The sequence below is a fragment of the Enterococcus sp. DIV1298c genome (assembly GCF_017316315.1).
In the GTDB taxonomy this organism is placed as follows: domain Bacteria; phylum Bacillota; class Bacilli; order Lactobacillales; family Enterococcaceae; genus Enterococcus_B; species Enterococcus_B mangumiae.
Map to the genome: position 1 here is coordinate 27,022 of NZ_JAFLWG010000032.1, position 21,648 is coordinate 48,669.

At 39.1% G+C, this 21,648-nt stretch carries 18 protein-coding genes; all 18 read right to left on the reverse strand.

The annotated features are described in order from the left end of the window. Window positions 1–20: 20 nt before the first annotated feature. The gene (locus JZO83_RS08040) at window positions 21–896 is read right to left on the reverse strand and encodes a DUF4176 domain-containing protein (RefSeq protein ID WP_207115444.1); all 876 of its coding nucleotides are present in this window, start codon (window positions 894–896) and stop codon (window positions 21–23) included. Next, the gene (locus JZO83_RS08045) at window positions 893–2,443 is read right to left on the reverse strand and encodes a hypothetical protein (RefSeq protein ID WP_207115445.1); all 1,551 of its coding nucleotides are present in this window, start codon (window positions 2,441–2,443) and stop codon (window positions 893–895) included. Before JZO83_RS08045 ends, JZO83_RS08040 begins: the two co-directional genes overlap by 4 nt. Then, window positions 2,434–2,784 carry a hypothetical protein gene (locus tag JZO83_RS08050; RefSeq protein ID WP_207115446.1) on the reverse strand — a complete coding sequence of 117 codons (351 nt, stop codon included), beginning with the start codon at window positions 2,782–2,784 and terminating at the stop codon, window positions 2,434–2,436. Before JZO83_RS08050 ends, JZO83_RS08045 begins: the two co-directional genes overlap by 10 nt. A gap of 9 nt (window positions 2,785–2,793) precedes the next feature. Beyond that, window positions 2,794–3,048, reverse strand: a complete 255-nt coding sequence (locus JZO83_RS08055) for a hypothetical protein (RefSeq protein WP_207115447.1) — start codon at window positions 3,046–3,048, stop codon at window positions 2,794–2,796. A gap of 11 nt (window positions 3,049–3,059) precedes the next feature. After that, a complete protein-coding gene (locus JZO83_RS08060; RefSeq protein ID WP_206853089.1) occupies window positions 3,060–3,461 on the reverse strand; it encodes a DUF4176 domain-containing protein in 402 nt (133 codons plus the stop codon). Beyond that, entirely contained in the window at window positions 3,458–7,873 is a 4,416-nt protein-coding gene (gene essC / locus JZO83_RS08065; RefSeq protein WP_207115448.1) for a type VII secretion protein EssC, read from the reverse strand. The genes JZO83_RS08060 and essC overlap by 4 nt, the downstream gene beginning before the upstream one ends. After that, window positions 7,860–9,032, reverse strand: coding sequence for a type VII secretion protein EssB (essB, locus tag JZO83_RS08070; protein WP_207115449.1), 1,173 nt, complete (start codon window positions 9,030–9,032; stop codon window positions 7,860–7,862). The genes essC and essB overlap by 14 nt, the downstream gene beginning before the upstream one ends. Further along, window positions 9,029–9,304 (reverse strand): type VII secretion protein, YukD family, encoded by a 276-nt coding sequence (locus JZO83_RS08075; protein ID WP_206853079.1) that lies wholly within the window; start codon window positions 9,302–9,304, stop codon window positions 9,029–9,031. Before JZO83_RS08075 ends, essB begins: the two co-directional genes overlap by 4 nt. Before the next feature lie 13 nt (window positions 9,305–9,317). Beyond that, a complete protein-coding gene (locus JZO83_RS08080; RefSeq protein ID WP_207115450.1) occupies window positions 9,318–9,803 on the reverse strand; it encodes a hypothetical protein in 486 nt (161 codons plus the stop codon). 13 nt (window positions 9,804–9,816) lie between these two features. Continuing rightward, the gene (gene esaA / locus JZO83_RS08085) at window positions 9,817–13,194 is read right to left on the reverse strand and encodes a type VII secretion protein EsaA (protein ID WP_207115451.1); all 3,378 of its coding nucleotides are present in this window, start codon (window positions 13,192–13,194) and stop codon (window positions 9,817–9,819) included. A 274-nt stretch (window positions 13,195–13,468) separates the two neighbouring features. Next, on the reverse strand, window positions 13,469–13,762 hold the full coding sequence (locus JZO83_RS08090; protein ID WP_019722716.1) for a WXG100 family type VII secretion target: 294 nt from the start codon (window positions 13,760–13,762) through the stop codon (window positions 13,469–13,471). 131 nt (window positions 13,763–13,893) lie between these two features. Then, window positions 13,894–14,046: a hypothetical protein gene (locus tag JZO83_RS14405; RefSeq protein ID WP_242542518.1), complete on the reverse strand. Its 153-nt coding sequence runs from the start codon at window positions 14,044–14,046 to the stop codon at window positions 13,894–13,896. 45 nt (window positions 14,047–14,091) lie between these two features. Then, entirely contained in the window at window positions 14,092–14,796 is a 705-nt protein-coding gene (locus JZO83_RS08095) for an Rgg/GadR/MutR family transcriptional regulator (RefSeq protein ID WP_242542519.1), read from the reverse strand. Window positions 14,797–15,168: 372 nt separating this feature from the next. Continuing rightward, on the reverse strand, window positions 15,169–16,065 hold the full coding sequence (locus JZO83_RS08100; RefSeq protein WP_207115452.1) for a phytoene/squalene synthase family protein: 897 nt from the start codon (window positions 16,063–16,065) through the stop codon (window positions 15,169–15,171). After that, complete coding sequence (gene crtI, locus JZO83_RS08105) at window positions 16,052–17,542, reverse strand: phytoene desaturase family protein (protein WP_207115453.1); 1,491 nt, start codon at window positions 17,540–17,542, stop codon at window positions 16,052–16,054. Before crtI ends, JZO83_RS08100 begins: the two co-directional genes overlap by 14 nt. A 340-nt stretch (window positions 17,543–17,882) precedes the next feature. Then, a complete protein-coding gene (locus JZO83_RS08110; protein WP_206853066.1) occupies window positions 17,883–18,848 on the reverse strand; it encodes a tRNA-dihydrouridine synthase in 966 nt (321 codons plus the stop codon). A 705-nt stretch (window positions 18,849–19,553) separates the two neighbouring features. After that, complete coding sequence (locus JZO83_RS08115; RefSeq protein ID WP_206853064.1) at window positions 19,554–20,324, reverse strand: ABC transporter permease; 771 nt, start codon at window positions 20,322–20,324, stop codon at window positions 19,554–19,556. Then, the gene (locus tag JZO83_RS08120; protein WP_207115454.1) at window positions 20,317–21,258 is read right to left on the reverse strand and encodes an ABC transporter ATP-binding protein; all 942 of its coding nucleotides are present in this window, start codon (window positions 21,256–21,258) and stop codon (window positions 20,317–20,319) included. Before JZO83_RS08120 ends, JZO83_RS08115 begins: the two co-directional genes overlap by 8 nt. Window positions 21,259–21,648: the final 390 nt, after the last annotated feature.

The following is a 21,648-nucleotide window of genomic DNA, read 5'->3' on the forward strand; positions in this document are numbered from 1 at the left end:
TCATTTCTAATGTCTACTCATTATGTTTTTATTTTTTCTTCTTTATCAGTCCCTTTGATATGCTTATTAAAATATTTCTCTCCGTACCATTCTAATTGTGTTTGCCCTTCCAGATTGCGGTATTCTTCTGAATATTTGTGTTTATAGTAACCATGTAATAGATACGGAAGGAACAGGTAGGCTTGTGCGATAATAAATCCTATATCAAACACAAACCACATAGCTAAAAATCCTATAAAACCCGTTACATCTGTGCGTGGTTTATCTCCACTAGGAAAAATAAAATTCCAAATAACCCCGATAATAACGACTATTGAGCTATACTTCACCACTAAATTTATTGCTTTTTCTATCCATTCATCCACCTTTTCTTTTTTATTTGTATCATAAAGTAAATTTTCTAAGGACGCTTTCTTACTTCTAACTACTATATATCCTACTAATAAAATTATTGAGAAAAATATTCCCATTCCTATAGCTGTTAGAGGCTTTAGAAATGCTGTGATGAAAAGAAGGTTAGTTTCAATTACTAGCCAAACAAAAATGTTTACTGTATTGATGTAGCCCCAGAAAAATTTAGTAGCTCGATAACGTTTAATCAATGTATAGCCCCATATAACTAAATACATTACCAAAAGTATCCAAAACAAAGATAAAGGTAAAAAGTTTATATCGGCTTGTGGAACTAAACTATTCTTATCGTGATTCGTAATAATGCTATTTGTAAATAAAACTATGCCATATAGCATGCCTATCAAAGCTAGCGCTAATATTTTCAATAAAACAGGTCTTTCTTTTAAATCCCACCTTTCAACATCATTTTTCATATAATTGATTAGCTTATCATTTTTCAAATTTAAACTTTCTTCAAAAGATGCTTTGAATAAATTTTTCATATTAATCTCCAATTAAAATTTATTTCTGGTAATTTTATCGAAGATAGTGCATTCCCAATTGATTTTCCCACTTGCTGAATCTCCTTATTCATATATTTCACTGTATTAGTACTTTGCTCAATCGCTTTGCCTATTTTTTCCGTACTCCTATCATATACTTCATATGCCCAAGTTTTACCACGATCATACACATTTGGTGCTAGTAGTTGTATCCCCTTATTTACTAAGCCTGCAGTAAGACCTATAGCAGCACCAACACCATTCCCAATAAATGGTACAAATGTGCCTAACTTTGCACCTAATGTCATTCCCTCTAACGGACCAATACTCTTCACCATCTCTATTCCGCCGCCTATTATTCCTTTACCAATACTTCCTGTTTTTCCATATTCATTCACAGCATTTGCTGCGAAAGTGACTCCTAATTGCGCGTAAGTAGCTACTTGACCTACCGTTCCTAATCCTTTGGCGACACCCCATTTTTTAGCTCCTTGTATCAAATGGGAGTTCTTCAAACCTTCACTGACATAGGTTTTTACGGGAGAGGTAAATTTAGTGAAATTTTGATAGGCTTTGCCTATCGTGTCGATTTTAGGAAGCCATTTTCCTTGAGCAACAGTTTTACCGAACATTTCGTATTTTGTCAGACAGTTAAACAATTTAGTTTTCATCCCTGAAGGTAGATAATTGGTAAGCATCCAAAATTCATCGTTGGATGCCAGCTTGTTTACCAACGCATCAGGATAATTGCTGACCAACATTTCAAGTCGTTTGATTGCATCGGTTTTCCCTTCTTTTAGAGGTTGAACTAATTTTTCAATCTCCCCATACAGCTCTAAGAAGGCATTGGTTGAAGATTCTTCTAGCAATGTCTGTCCGTTTGGTTTGTACTTCTCAAACCAACTTCCATCCACCCCTTTCGGCAATGTATAACTTCCATCTGCCTTTACGGTAGTTTGATTCAAAACTAAGACACTTTGCATGGCAAGTTTTAATTCCAGTAGACTGTTGTTGAACAGTCCACTGGTTTGAGAGTTAAAGGCATTGAGTTTTTGCTGTTTGCGTTGCAACTTGTAGATGTCTTCTTGCAAGCTGTCTGACATTCTCATCAGGTTGCGATGGAAGTCGGTCAGCATTTCTGTGATACCTGGTAAGATGCTTATATTAGCGATGTGTCTGATCGTCTGCGCATGGTTTTCAATCGATTGTTTAGCAAATGATTTAGCCCGAATCTGTCCGCTTAAATTCTCTTCGTCCAAGTATCCTTCACTAGCAACGATTTGATGCGCGGCGGAGTAAAGATTCAGATCTGACTGAATTTCTTGTACCGCATTGTTTACCCGATTAACTGTAGGAATGATTAATTCAGAAAACAGTCCTTTACCGGCTTGATAAGCTGCTCCGGAGAGTGTTTTTCCGTCAACTGCTTGAACAATTTGTTGGCTACCTGTTCGTAGTTGGTCGATCGTTGTACGAGCAAGTGATAAATTAGTGGTCATATTACTTATTAAGTTCGAAGATTCACTGGCTGAATAGATTAATCCCATCGTTTATTCCTTTCTTTCTGAAGGGCTGTACGTTCTTCTTCAAGCTTGAGCACACCGTTTAAGTATTCTTGGTCCAGTTGGTGCTGTTGTTCTTCTACTAGCCGCGTGAAGTAAGCTGATTTCCCTTCGTTCTCATTTTTCTCCCAACGAGCTGCTTGACTTCCTTGGGAGACTGATTCTTCTGTGAATCGTTGGATTTCTCGAAAGCTTTTTCGCATATCCATCTCTAAATGATGGATACATTGTTTTAACTGTTGTTTTTCTTTGCTTAGACGCTCCGATCGTTGCTCATTGTTGCTGATTTTACGATCATATTCAGCTATCAATTGTTCATTTTCCATACTGACTCCTTACTTGAACCTTGATTGACTATCTCTGACCGCAATTGCTTGAGCGAGCTGGGGGAATTTGTTTGCTTGTTCATTGACACAAGTGACTAGATTTGAAATATCATCGAGAAGCTTGTTACTGACCTCTACACCGGTTTTCATGCTGCTGATCGTACTCTTGTTTAAAGAACTTGTTTTGCTACTACTGACAGAAACATTTTTTATTCCTGATACGGCTGCTGCTGCAGTGGATTCCTGAGAAGCGATTTTCGGCATCTGTTTTCTCCTTATCTAAATTGATAAAATGGATCTTCTTTTAATCTCTCTTCTTCATTTATTTCAACGGTTTCTGCAATCGGTGCAGATGGTTCTTCTTGTACAGGCAATGGATGCTTTTGCGCATCTTTAAGTTGCCTTAACAAGTCATCTAAAAATTCTTCATCGGCTTGATTTTGAAAGCCTTCGAATAACACCTCTGTAATTTGGTCAGCTTGGATAGAAAAGACTTCTTGGCTTGGCACATCACCGAACGGATGAGGTGCTACACGATATCTCGAGATGACTTTTTCTTCTTCATTTTTGGCAATGGCACGAGCGACGATAAAATACAGCAGTTGATCATCTTCTGTTCCTACTAGTCTGACAATACTGCCTAGTGGCAAAAACGTTGTGATCATTTCTTCTCTCATACTTCTTCCTCCGTAGGAAACACAATGGCTTCCAATTGATCATCTTTCAAACTGTGTAGAACGTTTTTAGCAACTATTGCGTTTTTTTCTTGGTAAGAAAGATTTTCAATGAATAATTGGTTTTGTAAACTACCACCAAATAAAATCTGGTCGATATTTTCTTTTACGAACGTAGTGATTCCGCCAAATGTATTGCCGACTTTCGCTATGTTATCGATAAAGATAAATTGTAAATGATCACTTCCTCCACTTAATAGAGCAGTTACTTCTTCAGGGTCCAATGTTAGTTTCCCTACTAGGTCCGCGATACCATTGATAATAACGAGCCTCTTGCAAGTTTCATTTGTTAAGAGCGCTTCTAGTGCCGTTTTTAGGACTGTTGGTTCTTTCGTAAGGCATGAACGGTCCAAATAGAGTGAAACACCCGCCTTCGCTGATTCGAGTGTGCCATTGGCATCAATCAATACCACTTCTCCTTGACGTTCTTGACAGATTTGTTGAAGCAACCAAGGCATCATTGCACGGAATTGCTTGTTGCTGCTGAAAAAGATCCCTAATCGCAGACTCTGGAATAAGGCGAAAGATTCTACTAATGAGGTGGCTTTATTCAATCCCAAATACAGTTTGTTTTCATCGGCTTGCACAAGGTAAGAAGTGAAACTTTTCCGAGTTAGATTTTCTGGGGCCATTGGGATTTTGTCAGGGCGTTCTCCTGTCCATGCTCGATTGATCTCTATGATTTCTTCTTCCAAATGTTGGAGTAGTTCGGCATCATTTTTTCCATTACTTGGGAGATAAAACTGAATAGTGGTTGGCGTAGACAGTAAGACTTGCCCACGACCATTGATTGCTTCGGAGGTTAAAGCATTTCTGCCCATGACCATGTTTATCTCATTTTCATCGTTTAAATACATCGCGATCTTCGTTGCAATATTGCTCATCATATTGGTTCGGATGCTACCTGCTCGATTTGCAGTCATCACAAGAAAGACACCTAAACTTGCGCCATCTCGTAGTAATTGAAGCAACACTTCGTCAATTCTATCTTTACGCTTATCTTCTAAACTCAATCCATCATAACTGTCGAGAATGACTCCTAAGATCGGTAATTTTTCTGTTGTTCTTGTCTCGTATTGTGTGAGATTAGCGACTCCAGCTTGCTTGAATAAACTTTTGCGCTCAGCCAGTATTTTTTCGATTCGCCCGAGCATTTTTTGCAATTTTTCATCTTCTTCCAAGGTTGCAATATCTGCGACATGCGGCAATTCTTTGAGTGGCAATAAGCCGTTATTCCCAAAATCGATTAAATGAAAGTGAATCATTTCAGGGGTGTTTTGACGAGCAAGGTTCATCACAAGGGTTTGCAACAGTGTCGATTTCCCATACCCTGGACTGGCAACGATCAATGTATGACTGGCTTCTTCAAGATTGAAAGTATGATTCAATTGTTTTTGTTCCGAAGGGATATCTAAGCACCCAAATGGGATTGCTAGATTGCGGTCTTCCGCCTGTGTCACTTTTGGGGTAACGAGTTGCTTCTCCAAATTCGGTAGCCATGGTTTATCTGGTAACTTGTAGGCAGAAGCAGCAAAAGTTGTCTTGATTCGATCAATGACTGCTTCTAATTGTGTCGGCAGATCTCGAGTATCTTTTCCTTGGACAACTTCGACATCTGGATCATAGAGCAATTCCAGCTGTCCCAATTCATTGATTTTAAATACCCGTTCATCGATCACTTCTTCGATTAATTGTTCGGGGTCATAAGGCACTCCGGCATATCCGCTTTGAAACAATTCATACACTTCATTTTCGCCAACTTTCAAATACCCTCTTCCCGGGTTTACGATTTGTGCCGCATCCGGTGTTTTGAGTAGTTCATTTGAATCTTGGATACTCGCCATTTTCAAAGCGATTTTACTCGTACTATTGGCTTCGATCTGATCGTTGACTACGCCAGAAGGTTTTTGAGTGGCTAAAATCAGATGAACACCTAATGAACGTCCGATCCGGGCAACCGAGGTGAGTTCGTCTAAGAATTCTGGCACGTTGGCTTTAAGCTCTGCAAATTCGTCGGAAACTAGGATCAGATGAGGCAATGGTTTTTGCGGATAAACAACGTCTGGCTTAGGCGTTTTTCTTTGTTTATACAAAGACATATAGCCATTGATATTATTTACGCCATATTTGGCAAACTCTCTTTGTCGTTTTGCCAGCTCTGCTTTGATACTTGCCAAGGCTCGCGCAGTTCCAGCGCCGTCCAAATTGGTGATTGCTCCCATAAAGTGCGGTAAATGGTCTAAGGTATTGGCAATGCCGCCACCTTTCCAGTCAATAATCAACATGCCGATATCTTCTGGCGAAAAATTGATCGCTAAACCGATCAAATAAGTCGTTAAAAATTCGGATTTCCCTGAACCAGTCGTACCTCCAACTAAAGCGTGCGGGCCATGGACTCGTTCATGCAGATCCCAATAAACGAAATCTTTTTTCCCGCGCCAGCCAATCAATGAGCGAATGGATTTATTCGGTTCAGCCGAAGCCCAACGATTTGAAATCATGAGTTCTTCAACTGTCTTGACCTCATACTGATCCAGTAGACTTAAACTGTCAGGTACGGCATTTTTCTCTACTTCCACATGATGGAGATTAGCCAAACGCCGAATCGCTTTTTCGATTGGATAAGTTGTCGGCAAATGATTCGGAATAAATCGCTGATTCACATATTCATTGTTTTGATTGATCAACGTTGCCGCTTCATTGCTTTGGTATTCGATTAACGTCGTTGTTGTTTCTGGCAACATATTCAATGTTTCTTTTCCCCAGATGACCGTAATTCCATACTCTCCTAAATTTTCGGCCAAAAATTCGTTTAATCCATGACCTGCTAACCAACTTTCATCCAGGATCGAAAATACATAATGCGGTTGGAAGTGGACTTTCTCATTTCCAGCCTCACGAACTTGTTGTTTTCTTTTTGCTATTATTTGATAAAAGGAATTCAAAACCATATCTCGACTTTGAGGCGTATGGACAATGCCTCTCAGATTTAACGAACGAATTTTATCATGGGGCAACCACCGCCATTCTCGCCAATGTTGTTCGTATTCTTCTGATGGGATCAGTGTAATGAACTCAACATCTCGATAGGAGTGCAATACGCATAACTGGAAGAGAAGGAGTTGTAATGCTGTTCGCAAAATATTAGGCGTTCCTGCTAAACCAACTGTTTGTTCCAAAAGTGATACAATGATCGGTGCATCTCCCAGTTGTTTGTATGGGCTATTGAGATGCTCAAATGCTTCATTGCTTAATTCATCCTCTTCTGTCGGTTGGTAGCTTGTTTGAAAGCTGGCGTTGATCTCGCCGATCCCTAAACGGACAGATAAAAAATCCTCATTTACTGTCATCCGTTCATAGATCCGTGAATGGTAATCTTTTGCCATCAATGCTAGTTCATCCAGTGAAGGATTCATATATTCCAAAGCTGTTTTTTGTGTTTGCTGTAAGACGTTAAGCTCCGATTTTTTTTTGATCATATACTGACGATAATGCGCTTCCCTCGCATGATTTTTTCTGTTGGTTTCTTTTTTATTCGTAAAATAACTCGAAACAGAAAAGCCTGTTGTCAGTAAACTAGCCCCACCCATACTGATGAGCATGACTGGATTATCTCCGCTCAAGAAACTTGTCGCACCGCTTAGAACAACCATACCTAAAGGTGGCACGATCGTTTTCAACCATTCGTTCTTTCCTTCAGCAGATTTCTGCTTAGGGGGTTGGATCGCTACTTTCTCTTTTGGCTCCTTCAAGTGGATTCTTGGGCTACGTCTGAATGCGGGGAAGTTTGCTGGATACTCGGAAAGATAGGGTTCTTCCAGCAACTGCCAAGGGTCTAACCGTAGCTGATTTTTCAGATCGGTGATTTTCAATTGTTTCTCACGCATCTCAATGATCAGATGGTCAATGATCAATTGATCGCCTACAGAAAATGGAAAGACACCTTTTTTTACACGTTTGTGATTGTAATAGATCTTTGCTTCACTAGGATAGATTTTCACTTGATAGTCCTCGAGACTACTATCGTAATCAAGAAAAATCAACGCGTCAGAATCGATCCAGATTGCCGAGTCTTTTGCCCTTGATAGGTAGATACTTCCCGTCGGTTTATTGACGACAACCGTTTTCAATTGCTCATGCTGAACTAGGAGAAACTTCTCATCTCTGACTAATTCTCCTTCACAAAAAAGCTGTCCATCTTCACAGGAAATCGTGCGGTTTTCAATCATTACTTGATTCATTTTTTCTGTCATTTGTTTATGACTAAACGTCGAACCAAAGTAAAATAGATCATAAAGAACCGAAACGGAATGTTGGATTTGATCAGTCATTGAAATTGGCTTAGTTTGCTTCATTGCTATCCGTCCCGCCTTCTAAAATTTCTAAGTACTTATTGATTTCTTCCTCATAACTGGTTAGTAATTCTTGCTTCTTCTGGCCGCTCATTTTATTGTTTGCTCTTGTGGCGTCATATAATTTGGTGTAGGCATGCAAAATATATTGATTATCACCGAGATTTTGTGCGATATCTAAGGATCGATCAAAATCTCCCCGCCCGATGTAGATCCAGTAGAGCAAGGTATTTTCATTTGATTTTTGGGAAATGTTGTTCAATATCGCTGTTTTTTGTTCATTGGACAAATTATCCAGTTGTATTGCGCTGACTGCAGCGACGTATTGGGCGCCATTAGGGAGATCTTCAGGTTTATCATCCTTTAATGTTGTTAAGACCCCTGCATAATTATTGGCAATGTACTGCGTTTCAGCCGAGCTGATCCGTTCTTGTGCGGGAAGTCGATCAAACGCATAGATACCTGTCGTAATCGCTAAACCGATTGTTAAAATTCCTAATATCAGTGTTCCCCATTTAAAAACAAGGTAGCTTTTTTTGTTCACCATTTGGATTTCAGTCGCACGCTTTGCTTTTTGTTGCACGACCTGTTCGCCGATCATGCGATCAATTTCTGCGACACTATTTGCTCCTTGGATTCGCTTCGAAAGCTCATCCTTCAAGGTGCCATTTCCTTCAATCAGTTGCTCATAATCGTACTTGGGATGTAAAATCGTTAGGATCAACGCGCGATATTGCTTCAAAAATTCTTCTTCGGTTGCTTCATAAGGAATGATTGAATGCGCAAACCCCCGATGCCCTACGATGATTTCTTCTCCGAATAAAAATAGATTTGCCGGATGGATGAAAGGTTGGATGGGGCTGGTTAAAAACTCGGATAAGAAACTGATTTTTTGTGCAAGCAATAATCGTTGAAAAAGTTCTGTTCGTTTCAGGCATTCTTGCAAAGAATAGATTTGCTTGCTTTTTTGGTACTGAATGACTAGTTTTTCTTCTGAAGACTCTACGATTCGTCCAGAAAGTAAATGTTTTTTTTGTGCTAAGAATAGTTGATACTGTTCTAAGCGATCCAACTGGTACTGTTTCGCATTCAGTGTTACTTCTACCATATCAGCTGTTGTCTCAATGATGATCGTCTCAGAAATATCTTTTATGTGGCTCACGTTCGTTCCTCCGCTTTTTGTTGAGATTCATGAATCAGCAAATGATCGCCTTCACTTAATGGGTAATCCGCTACATAGGCCTCTTCTTTTAAGCGGATTGGTTTATTCAATACGACTAAATCGAACGTATCAGGCAGTGACGAACCATTTTGCGTTAAAGCTTCTTTTAATAATTCTTTCAATCGTGTAATCGTTACTTGGATCGGAATTTGCAAATCAATGATTTCTTCTTTGACTTGTAAACTGATACCGATTGCTTGATTTTTTTCCAACTACAACAGTCCTTTAATTATTTTTGTATTTCTGTTGTGAAAACTTTTTCCCTAAGTAACCGCCCCCACTAACCAGTAAAATACTCCCCAATAGAAGTAACAGCCAAGAAACAATTGTCCCGTGGGTAGTTGTGGGATTGGGGTTCGCTGACAATTGATGCCCTACAGACATTTGCTCTTCTTTAAACAATTTGGGTGTAATCGTATCTTCAAAAACTTGTGGCTGAGTGGTTTCTTCTGCCACAAAGACTAGGGTTTGAGCAGTAGAGATTTGTTGCTTTTCTTGCTCAATTCGCTCTTGGTCTAATTTTGTTTTATCTGCTAAAAATAAATCGTGCAGTATAAAGGTTGTTTCATTGTCTTCAACGCCTTCACTCTCTCGGTAGATCACCTGATTATTGATCGTGAGCGTACCTGAAAAAACTGTAGGATCGTTTGGACTTAAAACCTGTAATAGTCCTAATAAAAAGAGCAGTCGTCCTATTTTTTTCTGAGCCATCTGATCCCTCCGTTTATTCACTTGCTTGCTCTTTCTTTTCTTCCGGTCGGACAATAAAGTTCAGTACGATTCCAAACAAAAGGAAGAGAATCAGGAGTAGGTAACTTCCCCAACCGATGACCCCTTCATTCATCAGTACGGTAAACCCATTTTGAACATTCTGTAGAGGTGACAGACGGTAGAGTACTTCCGTTAACGAACCGTTTTTGATCGCTACGCCCAACAAAGGGGTCAACATGAAGAACAAGCCAAAAATCCCACCACATAGATACAACGTGATCTTTTTGAATTGACGCATGAACCCTAAAAGAACCAATTGACCACTGGCAAAGACTAAAAACGCATAAATGAACCAAATGAAAGAATGCGCAGCACCTGATACTGTGGTCGTTAAAATACTGTAAATAAGCGATAGCACAAACGTCACGCTTAGTATAGCCACCATATTGGGTATATTTTTCCATAGACGGTTTGGCGTAACCAATAAATCGGCAGAAGACACGACTCGTTTTTTCATCACGCTAGATAATTGGAAGGATACTAACAGGATCGTAAACCCACCGATCAACGTCACGTAGTATGGAGTCAATGAACTTTGTCTTGTTTGACCAAAACTTCCTTGCCCTAAAATGGGACTGGCAAGAAAATTAAAGACATGTGGATTGTCTGCTCCACCATTCCTTGTATTTGAAAGGACGCCACTAAATGCTTCAGCATATAGTTGATTTTCTGAAATCGTCTGTGCCGATTCATCGAGAGACGAACTTAGATTGCTTAAAATAGTGTTTGCATTGTCCTGTACTTCGACCGTCGACTCTTTAAGTTGTTCGATCGTTGGAGCAATATCAGCTACTTCCGCCGCAGATTGTCCGGTAACTTCAGCTGCTGACTTTGAACTTGCCATCAATCCTTGCATCGTTTCGATTAGATTGGTTGTACGAGCTTCAATCATCGCGTATTCATTTTCTTTAGGATGTGGATTTCCTTCTGTGATGACAGATTCCGCTTCTATTTGTGCCGTTTGTTGCCAACCCGTGTAAACTGTATGGATATGTTGATTCGCAGAAGCAAACCACTGATTTAATTTGTCTGCTTCTTCCACAAACGTTTGTGGTAACGTCATAAGGTGCAACGTACCGTACAAAGTTGGTTTTTGTTCTTCGGACTCTCTCGTCCCTGGGGAACCAATGACCGCTTGTAAAGCAATGAGTTGATTCTCTGTGTCGCCATACAATTGATCTCCTGTTTTTTTATATTCCTGGTACAGCTGTTCACTGATCATCAAAGGCTTATCACTTTCCTGAAGATTGTTGTAAAGCCAGTAGATCGACCGAGAATCAGCTAATTCAATGAGGGATTTCCCTATATTTTCTGGTTGATCGATCATCCGTCGGTATGCGGGTGTCGTTATAGAGTGGTGGGGTGCACCAAATAGCGTGACAATTTGTTGTGCAGTGGTACTCAGCAGTTGAAACAACTCCAATAGTTGTGGCACATCATCGATCAAAGGCTGATCCATCGGAAGATAAACCGAGTATTCATTCGTCTGTTGTACACGTTCATTGATCATCCATGTGTAAAACACCTGATTGTATGAAGTCGTCTGCTGTTCTGGAGTCAATTGCCAGCTCAAAGGAATCTTTATTTCAAAAGCCAATGTCTCTGGCAATGAAGGATTTTCTAAATGATGATCTTCCTCTTCCGTTTCCTCCGGCTCAATCACCCAAGGCTGTAGGATCGTCACAGAATGGTCTGTATCTATTCGAATCGCTGTTTCATAGTTGTAGAGTGCCAACAACTGATTCAAGTCATTTTCCATTTCTGTAAAATCATGTGTTGGATCAAAAATGACCGTCCCATGCTCTTCTGTTTGTATAGAGAGAACCGTTTCTTGATTTAAATCAATTGAAATCTGTTGATAGGCTGTAGGTAAAGAAATGTTTGCTTCATGTTGTGCCTTTGGTTCAAGATAAGCAAAAGAAGCTTCACTCCCGATTGGTTGATCAAAATCATTGGCATAACGTGACACAATCGTTAACTCATCATTAAAAATCGCCGCCTGATCCTGACTGATCACTGCTTGGTTTTGTAATTCAGCTAATAATTGAGCCAAACTATCTGTTGGTATTTGCGGCAAGGCTTGTTCAATCACTGATTGATACGCGCCATCTAGTTTCGGTTCATTCCTTTGATTCGTCATCAACTTGATGATTGCATGTTTGACTTGATCTTCTGTGGCAGTTTCAGGTGTACTTGTCGGATCGTTATAATAGGCATTGGCAATTTGTCCTTTTAATCGTTCTAGCTGCTCGACCTGACTTTCCAACTCGGTAATTTGTTGTTGGATCTCTTCAATGCGTGCCTGTTGATTTGTATGAAAAGCTGTTGCCTGAGTCAAAAAATCCCAATACACGCCCATACTGTTTTGCTCATTTGATGTATAAAAATTGCTAAGCTGAGTTAAAATCGCATCATTGAACAAATCATGTTGGTTGGTATAATCAATCGTTGCATTTTCCCATTGAGCGGCTAATTGATTTTTTTGTACATCGACTTGTTGATTGAATTGCTCGATTGCTTCGTTGATTTTTTCATTTGCTTCTTTTGTATAGTCGACAATCGTCTCCTGGACACTTTCTGTCTCTTGATGTGTTTCTTCCAAACTTGTATTAGTGCGATCTAAAAGAGTTTGCACTGAATCTACAAAGGCTTGTTGTTGGGCGTTGAATGTACTATTAGTTTTCTCCAAGATACTCGTTGTATCCAGCACACTAGCATAATTGTCTGGAATATTTTTGAATGGTTGGTAAATCGTATTTTCCAGATTTTGTTGATAGCTGCTGTGCGTGTTGGTCATTTTGTTCACATTTTGTTGTGCCTCAGATAGATTCCCTACAATACTCGAGAAATACATCTGTACGACACGTTGATTGAAGTTTGTTAAAATCTGATTGACCTGTTCTTCGATCATTTGGTTCGTGATTTCATTTTGTCCATCCCGCACTTGATATTCGATGATCGCTTTTTCTGGATTGATGCTTTGTAAAGATAATAGTCTTTCCGAAAAATCTTGGGGAATAATGATTTTTGCATCGAATTGGCCATTCTCTAGTCCTGCTGTTGCAATATTGCGCGTCGTAGTTTCCCAACGATTTGTAGTATCTTTATTGATCAATGTCACAAAATCTGTTCCTAATAAGTACTGCTGACCTTCAAAATCTGCGCCTCGATCTTCGTTCACTAAGACATATTGCATTTTTGATGTCGGACTAGCATTACTCGTGATGATACTCTTTTCTTCAAATCCAATATAAGCAAAGAAAAGAAGCAAAGATAAACTTGCAAAGATCGCAAGAATAAAAGGTTGCTTTTGCTTCAATCGATTTTTCAAATGGTTATCCTCCTCTGAAAAAGGATTTTTTCAAGAAGTCACTTGTACCTGTATGTACAGCGTAAGTCATTCTTTTAAAATAAGCGTCAAAATCCAAAAAGAGCTAGCTGATTTCGGATTTTGACGCTTATTTCTTGAAATTGTGCACTTCTGTCATATCCTTTTTTAGGCTATAGCTGAGATGCTGTTATTGATTGTATTTTATTTCACATAAAATGGGTTGATAAGGGATCTTAGGTAACTAGTTACAGTTCCCTTCGATTTGTTGCTCAAGTTAAAAGCCAAACGAACCGGCATCTTGACGATCGCGTTCTGCGACAGTATCAGCATACTTGTTCAACTGTTGGTTGATACTTTCAAGAAGTTCTTCCATTTGACGCACGTTGCCTTCTAGCTGGTTGTATTGTTCCAAATAGGCTTGAAACGCTTGCCCTTTCCACTGTTGACTGATTTGTTGGTTCATTGAATTGACTTTGCGGATTGCTTCCTGGATCTGAGATGCTGCCTGTGAATAAACCTGTGCTTGTGACTTCAGTTGTTCGGGTGTGACTGCAATTACTCCTGCCATTGTGTAACCTCCTAAAAAATTTTTTTGACTAGTTTATCATACTTGATTTTTAACTGGTCAAAATATAATACGCCGAATAAGGTTAATCTTCGTCGTATACGCACAATTATTTCCGTATAGGATTAGTTATTTTATAATGACATTTGATGATCTGGCGCTGGCAACTCACTCTTTAGTCCAAAGTCAACGCGATAAATTTGCTCCACAAAGCGTAACAGTTCGTATTTTTTCTGATATTGTTGCTTTGAATCCAAGTAGCAACTGACCGCTAATGCCTTTTTCACGTGATACTTTCCTTTTTCATTTCCCTTGATGATGTACCAGACGCCTTACAAAAACAGTTGCAAGTTTCGCTCATAATATAGTTCTTCTTCAAGGAAATATTCTTCCAGTTTTGCCCCATATTTCCAAATCAGACGGCGATCTTGATTTTTAATAAATAGAATGAGGCCATTTGCCAACATACGAAACGTCTCACTTTGTCCACTGCGATTTTCTTCGTAGACCGCCAAACTCAGAAACGATTTTTCTAAGATCAAATCAATAAATTTAGAATGAAACGCATACATACAATTGGTAAATAAAAAAATCTCATAACGTGTCCATGTCTGCGCCTTCATTAAATATTGATAAACTTCTGAAGACAATACGTCGATTTTTTCTTCTTTTAATTGTGCGATCATCAAGCGACAAAGGCTGACCAGATGACGTTCTCTTTGTGTACTAGGTTCTTCTGTTTCATACAACATGATAATACTATGTAATTCCAAACTATCTTTTTTCTCAAAAGCCACTACCGCTTCTTGCATCAATCGATTAACCTCGGATAAATCATTTGGAAAATTAAATAACTGTAGTTCATCGTAGTCTAAATTGAGTTTTTTCAAAAAGTAAGTCAACTTACTGACTGTCGTATCTGCTTTGTTTTGAATAAAGCGTTTATAAACAGAACGACTAGCTTCCTCCCCGCAAAGTTCTGCGATCGTTATTCCTTTTTGCTTTCTAACAAATTCAACGATTTCCCATACTTCCATTTTTTCACTCCTGACCCCTTTCACTGAAACTTGAACTCAAGGATTTTATAGAAAGAGCTTCTATGATCGAAATGTGATAAAGCTAAAAAATAGCTATTTATTTTAATCTTACCATCATTTTCGCACGAATATCACATTTATTTATAATAACTGACGTTTTATCAAGGGAAACATTTCAATACCAACCCTAAATAAATTAGATAACTAAATCTAAATGTTATTTATACTAGTGATGAAAATGAAATAAACAGTGTATTCGCCGTTTAAAATGTAATGTTACCCGCAAAAAAAGAATGAGCGCTCGCAACAACAATTTCTGCGATTTCTCATTCTTTTTTTGATTCATCAGATTACTAAGATTAGCATGGCCAATTATAAAGTTGATTGATGTGAATCATCTTTTCGTTTTTCGACATCTTTTTTTGCTTTTCTTAGTAGTTGGACTTTTCTTAACTGACTGACATAGTTCTTACGATCTAACATCAGATAATGATTTTCTCTGATCACTGTTAATTGCTCTTTATAGATCATCGCAGCAGCAGTTAGTGCCAAGCGGCAATTTGGATCGATCAAAGGAAGCATCGCAAAAGAAGCTTCGTATTTTTGTTCTGCTTCATTGGCTACTGCTTCCCACAGATCAATCAGTGATTTAGTAGGTTTACTTGCATGCAACATCGCTTCTGTCACACCATAATCACGCATCATTTCCTTTGGCAAATAAATCCGTCCCATTTGGTTATCTTCACCGATATCCCGTAAAATATTCGTCAACTGCATCGCTTCACCCAGTAGTTTTGCTGGCGATTGGATCTCTTCTGCTTGATCAGATAGTAAAGGTAATAGCATCAAGCCGACACTACCTGCGACATAGTAACAATAGTCTTCTAAGTCGGCAAACGTTTCTGGCTGGGTAAAGACTAGATCTTGCTTTTGACCTTCGATCATGTCATAAAAGGGTGCCAAAGTCATCGGGTACACGGAAAAGACAACTGACAAGGCACGCCAAATGGGTTCGTCAGGAATTTCCCCCAATGCAAAGGCATCTAATTGCTGTTTTAATGCCAACAACTTTTCTTCGCTATGTGCTAAGTCAACGGTATCATCTGCCAAGCGACAGAAGGCATAAATGGCATAGACACTTTTTGCTTTTTTTTCAGGAAGTTGAGAAAACGCTGCATAAAAAGATTTTGAATATTTTTTTATCACTGTTTCACAATATGCAAAATCTTCCGCGTGTTTTTCAAACAATTCCTGATTAGTTTTTGTCATCTTTAACCAACTCCTCTACCGCAAGCTTGGCACTTTGCATAACGATTGGTACACCAGCTCCGGGATGTGTACTGCTGCCGCAAAAATATAGATTTTCAGCAGAAGCAAATTTATTATGAGGGCGATAGTAATTACTTTGTTTTAAAGTTGGCTTCAAGCCAAACGTTGCCCCATTGTACGCATTGAAATGTTGTTCAAAATCTTTTGGTGTGTAATAACTTTCTGACACGATATGCTCTTCAATATCCGTAAAGTCCGTTTTTTCTTTTAACAACGTCAATACTTTATGACGGTATTCTTGGACTTTTGCTTCTGACCAATCTTCATATTTTGAAAGTTCCGGAACTGGAACTAGCACATATAACCCTTCATGGTTTTCTGGTGCCAGTGACTCATCCATGATCGTCGGGCGGTATAAATAAAAGGATGGATCTTCAGGCAACCGACCGTCTTCAAACAAATCATCAATATTTCGTTTGAAGTCATCAGCGAAGTAAATGCTGTGGAGATAATTCCCTGGATATTTTTTATCTAATCCCAAATAAAGTAAGAAACACGAACAAGAGTATTCCATCTTATCGATTTTCTTATCTGTATATTTCCCACGATTCTTTTCATCAGGGATCAACTCTTTCATCGCATAAGGGAAATCTGCGCCACAAACGACCGCATCTGCTTCCACTCGTTCCTGGCCGATTCGAACACCTTTTGCCACTTTATTTTCAATGATCAATTCATCAACGGGTGTATTATAATGGATCGTTCCACCTAATTCTTCTAGTAATTTGGCTAGTGAGGTCGCTAAAGTATACATACCTCCCTTGATAAAATGAACCCCATAGAGGAGTTCGATCATGGGGATGATCGTGTATAACGACGGGCCTTGGTATGGGGAAACACCGATGTATAGGGTTTGGAACGCCAATGATTTTCGCAATCGTTCATCTTTGACAAATTTAGCGATCGATGAATATGCGTCACTAAATGTTCTGAGACGAATCCCTGCCCAAAGTGATTTAGGATTATAAAAATCCCAAAAACCACGAAAGGATTTAGTAATAAATGCCTCTTTGGCTATGTTATAACGCTTGTAGATATCCGCTAGAAACGCATAATAGCCTTGCGCATCTTCTTGCGAAATCGCTTCGAGTGTCTTAGTCAATTCAATGAGATCATTTGAAAACTCGAGTGGTTCTTCTTTATTGAAGTAAAGCTTCAACATCGGATCAACTTTTTCCATCGGAATGTAGTCATCCGGGTTCTTTCCACAAAATTCAAACACTTCGCGATAGATTTCAGGCATCATCACGATCGTCGGGCCGACATCAAACGTGAACCCATCTTTTTTGATTTGGTTCATTTTGCCGCCAGGACCACTTTCTTTTTCGTACAGTGTTACTTCATAGCCTAATTTTTGCAAACGTACAGCTGCACTTAATCCTGCCACTCCTGCACCTGTTACAATGACTTTTTTCATGACATCCACCTACTCAATTCTTGTTCTATAAATTTTTATCATCTGATAAATTTTAGGATATCATTAAATTTGTTATGTCATAAAATAAAACGCTCAAATAACATTAGTTACATTAAATTTTCTTCATTTTTCATCCCTTTCCATTCATTTTTTATCATTTTTCACTCACTATCAGTTTGTCGTGAAATATATAATCTAAACATCGGCTATCTCCTACAAGAGAATAAAGCTTGCTATAAAGCGAATCTTCCACAAAAAAAGCCGTAACATCTAAAAATATCGAAATATTTTCGGATGTTACGGTCTTTTTTGATGTTCATTTTTATCACGACTCAACTGTTTATTCAGTTTTATGTTGAAATTCATCTAATCGTGCCCGAACTTCATCGGTAGATTTCGTGTTCATCAATTGTACACGTAAATCATTTGCCCCTGGAAACCCTTTGACATAGATTTTAAAGAAGCGATGTAATCCAGTGATCGAACGAGGGATTTCTTTTGCATAATGATCTTGCAGATCTAGTTGTAAACGTAGCAGATCAATCAGTTCTTCTGCTGAATGTTCTCTTGGCTCTTTTTCAAAGGCAAATGGGTTTTTAAAGATCCCACGACCAATCATGATTCCGTCTACACCATATTTTTCAGCTAATTCGAGCCCAGTTTGGCGGTCAGGAATGTCGCCATTGATCGTCAATTTCGTTTGCGGTGCGATTTTGTCACGCAAGGCTACGACTTCAGGAATCAATTCCCAATGCGCCTCTACTTTACTCATTTCTTTACGTGTTCGCAAATGAACAGAAAGATTCGCAATGTCTTGCTTTAACAAATGGCTGAGCCAATCAATCATCTCTGCTTGCTCCGTATAACCAATACGCGTTTTCACACTTACCGGCAACCCTCCAGCTTTGGCAGCTTCGATCAATTCAGCAGCAACTTCAGGTCTTAAAATCAACCCACTGCCTTTTCCTCGTTCTGCCACATTAGGCACCGGACAGCCCATATTGATGTCGATTCCTTTAAAGCCCATTTCGGCTAGTTGGATACTCATCTCTCTGAAAAATTCCGGTTTATCTCCCCAAATATGTGCTACCATTGGCTGTTCGTCTTCAGTAAACGTCAAACGTCCTTTGACACTTTCTTTGCCATCTGGATGACAAAAGCTATCTGAGTTGGTAAATTCGGTGAAATACACATCCGGCGCGCCGGCTTTTTGGACGACATGCCGAAAAACCACATCTGTCACATCTTCCATTGGTGCTAATACAAAAAAGGGCGTAGGTAATTCAGCCCAAAAATTATCTTTCATTAAGTACACTCCATTTCGCTATATGCAAAGTTCCATCAAAAACATTGTTGCCATTATACTAGGAAAAAGAAAAAGAAGCAAAGAGGTTGTGAAAGGAGCGGTCAGCACTAAGGCATAAGACAGGGAAATTGAAAATGGCTCTTTCATTTTTGATTTTTCTGGCTTATGACCGAAGTGTTGCTCCTTGAACACCGTTTATCCAGGTTGTGAGAAAGCCGATCAGCTCCGAATAGTAAGGCGGAAATTGAGAAAATAGCTTCTCATATTTTTTCAATTTTTGACTTACTATTGAAGGAGTTGGCTTTCGAACACCGTTTATCTAGGTTGTGAAAGGAGCGGTCAGCACTAAGGCATAAGACAGGGAAATTGAAAATGGCTCTTTCATTTTTGATTTTTCTGGCTTATGACCGAAGTGTTGCTCCTTGAACACCGTTTATCCAGGTTGTGAGAAAGCCGATCAGCTCCGAATAGTAAGGCGGAAATTGGGAAAATAGCTTCTCATATTTTTTCAATTTTCGACTTACTATTGAAGGAGTTGGCTTTCGAACACCGTTTATCTTAGGTTGTGAGAAAAGCGTTTTGGCCTGAGCAGTAAGATAGAAAATTGTAAAATAGCTTCTCATATTTTGCAATTTTTTAGCTTAATGTTGAAGGCCAGCTTTTTGAACACCGTTTATCCAGGTTGTGAGAGGAGCGGTCAGCTTATTAACTTCTCAACCCTCTACCTTTGTTGATCAAGTACCAACACGTTGAATAAAGCACAACGATGAACAGCACAAGGATTGCAATTGAAACAAAGATCGGTACATCTGTCGTGCCTAAGAAACCATATCGGAAACTTGAGATCATATAAACAATTGGATTCACTTTTGAGATGGCTTGCCAAATCGGTGGCAACATTGAAATCGAATAGAAGACTCCACCAAGGTAAGTCAACGGCTGTAACACAAACGTTGGTACGATGGATACGTCATCATAAGATTGCGCGAAAATCCCATTGATCAAGCCAGCAAGAGAGAATAAGATGGCGGTCATCAATAGCGTCAATACAACGATCGTCCATGAATAGACATGTAATGGAACAAAAAACAGAGAAATCATTGTGACTAAAGCACCGACCAAGACACTTCGGCCTAATCCACCGATCACAAATCCCCAGATGATGACGTGTGTTGGTACGGGCGCAACTAAAATCTCTTCGATGTTCTTTTGGAATTTTTGTGAAAAGAACGAGGAAGAAACATTTGAATAAGAGCTTGTGATGGCTGACATCATGATCAATCCTGGAACGATAAATTCCATGTAAGAAAAGCCACCCATATCCCCGATCCGTCCACCGATCATTTTTCCGAAGATGATAAAATACAAGGACGTAGTGATCACTGGTGGTACTAAGGTTTGTACCCAGATACGCATATAGCGATTGGTTTCTTTGATTGCTAAACTTTTTAATGCAGTAAAATAAAGATTAAACATTTTCTTTCGTTGCCTCCACATGATAGGTTTCTTCCGTAATTTTCAAGAATAGTTCTTCTAAACGATTGGACTTATTACGCATGGATAATACTTTGATTCCTTGCGCACTTAACTGTTCAAAGATCCCATTCACGCCTTGATTACGCTCTACTTCGACCGCAAGCGTGCGTTCATCTTCTAAAACACTCGTATAGCCAACGATCTCTGGCTTTTTGTCATAAGGTGCTAAGTCAAAGATAAACGTTTCGAATTGCAATTTGGACAGCAATGCTTTCATAGAAGTATTCTCAATCAACTCACCCGATTGGATGATCCCGATATTACGGCAAAGCATTTCTGCTTCTTCCAAATAATGGGTCGTCAAAATGATTGTTGTGCCTGCATTGTTCAACTCACGTAGAAATTCCCACATTTCTCTTCTTAATTCAATATCGACACCTGCTGTCGGTTCATCAAGAATCAATAATTTAGGTTCATGCATCAATGCTCGGGCGATCATCAAACGACGTTTCATCCCACCTGAAAGCATCCGCGCACGAACATTTCGTTTCTCCCATAAATTAGACTGTTTGAGGTATTTCTCACTACGTTTCAATGCTTCGTTACGAGAAACACCATAATAACCCGCTTGATTGACAACGATTTGTTGTACTGTTTCAAACGGATTGAAGTTGAACTCTTGGGGAACTAAACCGATTTGTTGTTTCGCTCGTACTAAATCTGTATCCAGATCATAGCCAAATACTTTCACTTTTCCTGAAGTCTTATTCACCAATGAAGTGATGATACCGATCGTTGTCGATTTCCCTGCGCCATTTGGTCCTAGCAGTGCATAAAAGTCACCTTCTTCAACCGTTAGATTGATGCCTCGCAGTGCTTCAACACCTGTCGCATAGATTTTTCTCAAGTCATTTATCTCAAGAGCATTTGTCATTTTTTTTATAACTCTCCTTATTTTGTCTGATTTACTATTTTAGCATGTATTGAGGTTGTGAGAAAGTCGTTCAGCTCCGAGTATTAAGACGAAACGTGGGAAAATAGCTCCTCATATTTTTTCACGTTTTGACTTAATATCGAAGGAGTTGACTTTCGAACACCGTTTATCTAGGTTGTGAAAGGAGCGGTTTGCACTAAGGCATAAGACAGGGAAATTGAAAATGGTTTTTTCATTTTTGATTTTTCTGGCTTATGACCGAAGTGTTGCTCCTTGAACACCGTTTATCTAGGTTGTGAGAAAGTCGTTCAGCTCCGAGTATCACAGTAAAAAATGAAAAAACCACAAGAAATTCCAGAAAAATATATCTGGCATGCTAGTGGTTTTTTC

Excerpts from the sequence above, each read along its gene's own strand:
- JZO83_RS08095 (WP_242542519.1), bottom strand. The coding sequence starts at position 14,796 with ATGGAAGTATGGGAAATCGTTGAATTTGTTAGAAAGCAAAAAGGAATA.
- crtI (WP_207115453.1), bottom strand. The coding sequence starts at position 17,542 with ATGAAAAAAGTCATTGTAACAGGTGCAGGAGTGGCAGGATTAAGTGCA.
- JZO83_RS08120 (WP_207115454.1), bottom strand. The coding sequence starts at position 21,258 with ATGACAAATGCTCTTGAGATAAATGACTTGAGAAAAATCTATGCGACA.
- JZO83_RS08110 (WP_206853066.1), bottom strand. The coding sequence starts at position 18,848 with ATGAAAGATAATTTTTGGGCTGAATTACCTACGCCCTTTTTTGTATTA.
- JZO83_RS08045 (WP_207115445.1), bottom strand. The coding sequence starts at position 2,443 with ATGGGATTAATCTATTCAGCCAGTGAATCTTCGAACTTAATAAGTAAT.
- JZO83_RS08100 (WP_207115452.1), bottom strand. The coding sequence starts at position 16,065 with ATGACAAAAACTAATCAGGAATTGTTTGAAAAACACGCGGAAGATTTT.
- JZO83_RS08040 (WP_207115444.1), bottom strand. The coding sequence starts at position 896 with ATGAAAAATTTATTCAAAGCATCTTTTGAAGAAAGTTTAAATTTGAAA.
- JZO83_RS08090 (WP_019722716.1), bottom strand. The coding sequence starts at position 13,762 with ATGGCAGGAGTAATTGCAGTCACACCCGAACAACTGAAGTCACAAGCA.
- JZO83_RS08080 (WP_207115450.1), bottom strand. The coding sequence starts at position 9,803 with ATGGCTCAGAAAAAAATAGGACGACTGCTCTTTTTATTAGGACTATTA.
- JZO83_RS08060 (WP_206853089.1), bottom strand. The coding sequence starts at position 3,461 with ATGAGAGAAGAAATGATCACAACGTTTTTGCCACTAGGCAGTATTGTC.
- essC (WP_207115448.1), bottom strand. The coding sequence starts at position 7,873 with ATGAAGCAAACTAAGCCAATTTCAATGACTGATCAAATCCAACATTCC.
- JZO83_RS08115 (WP_206853064.1), bottom strand. The coding sequence starts at position 20,324 with ATGTTTAATCTTTATTTTACTGCATTAAAAAGTTTAGCAATCAAAGAA.
- JZO83_RS08050 (WP_207115446.1), bottom strand. The coding sequence starts at position 2,784 with ATGGAAAATGAACAATTGATAGCTGAATATGATCGTAAAATCAGCAAC.
- JZO83_RS08055 (WP_207115447.1), bottom strand. The coding sequence starts at position 3,048 with ATGCCGAAAATCGCTTCTCAGGAATCCACTGCAGCAGCAGCCGTATCA.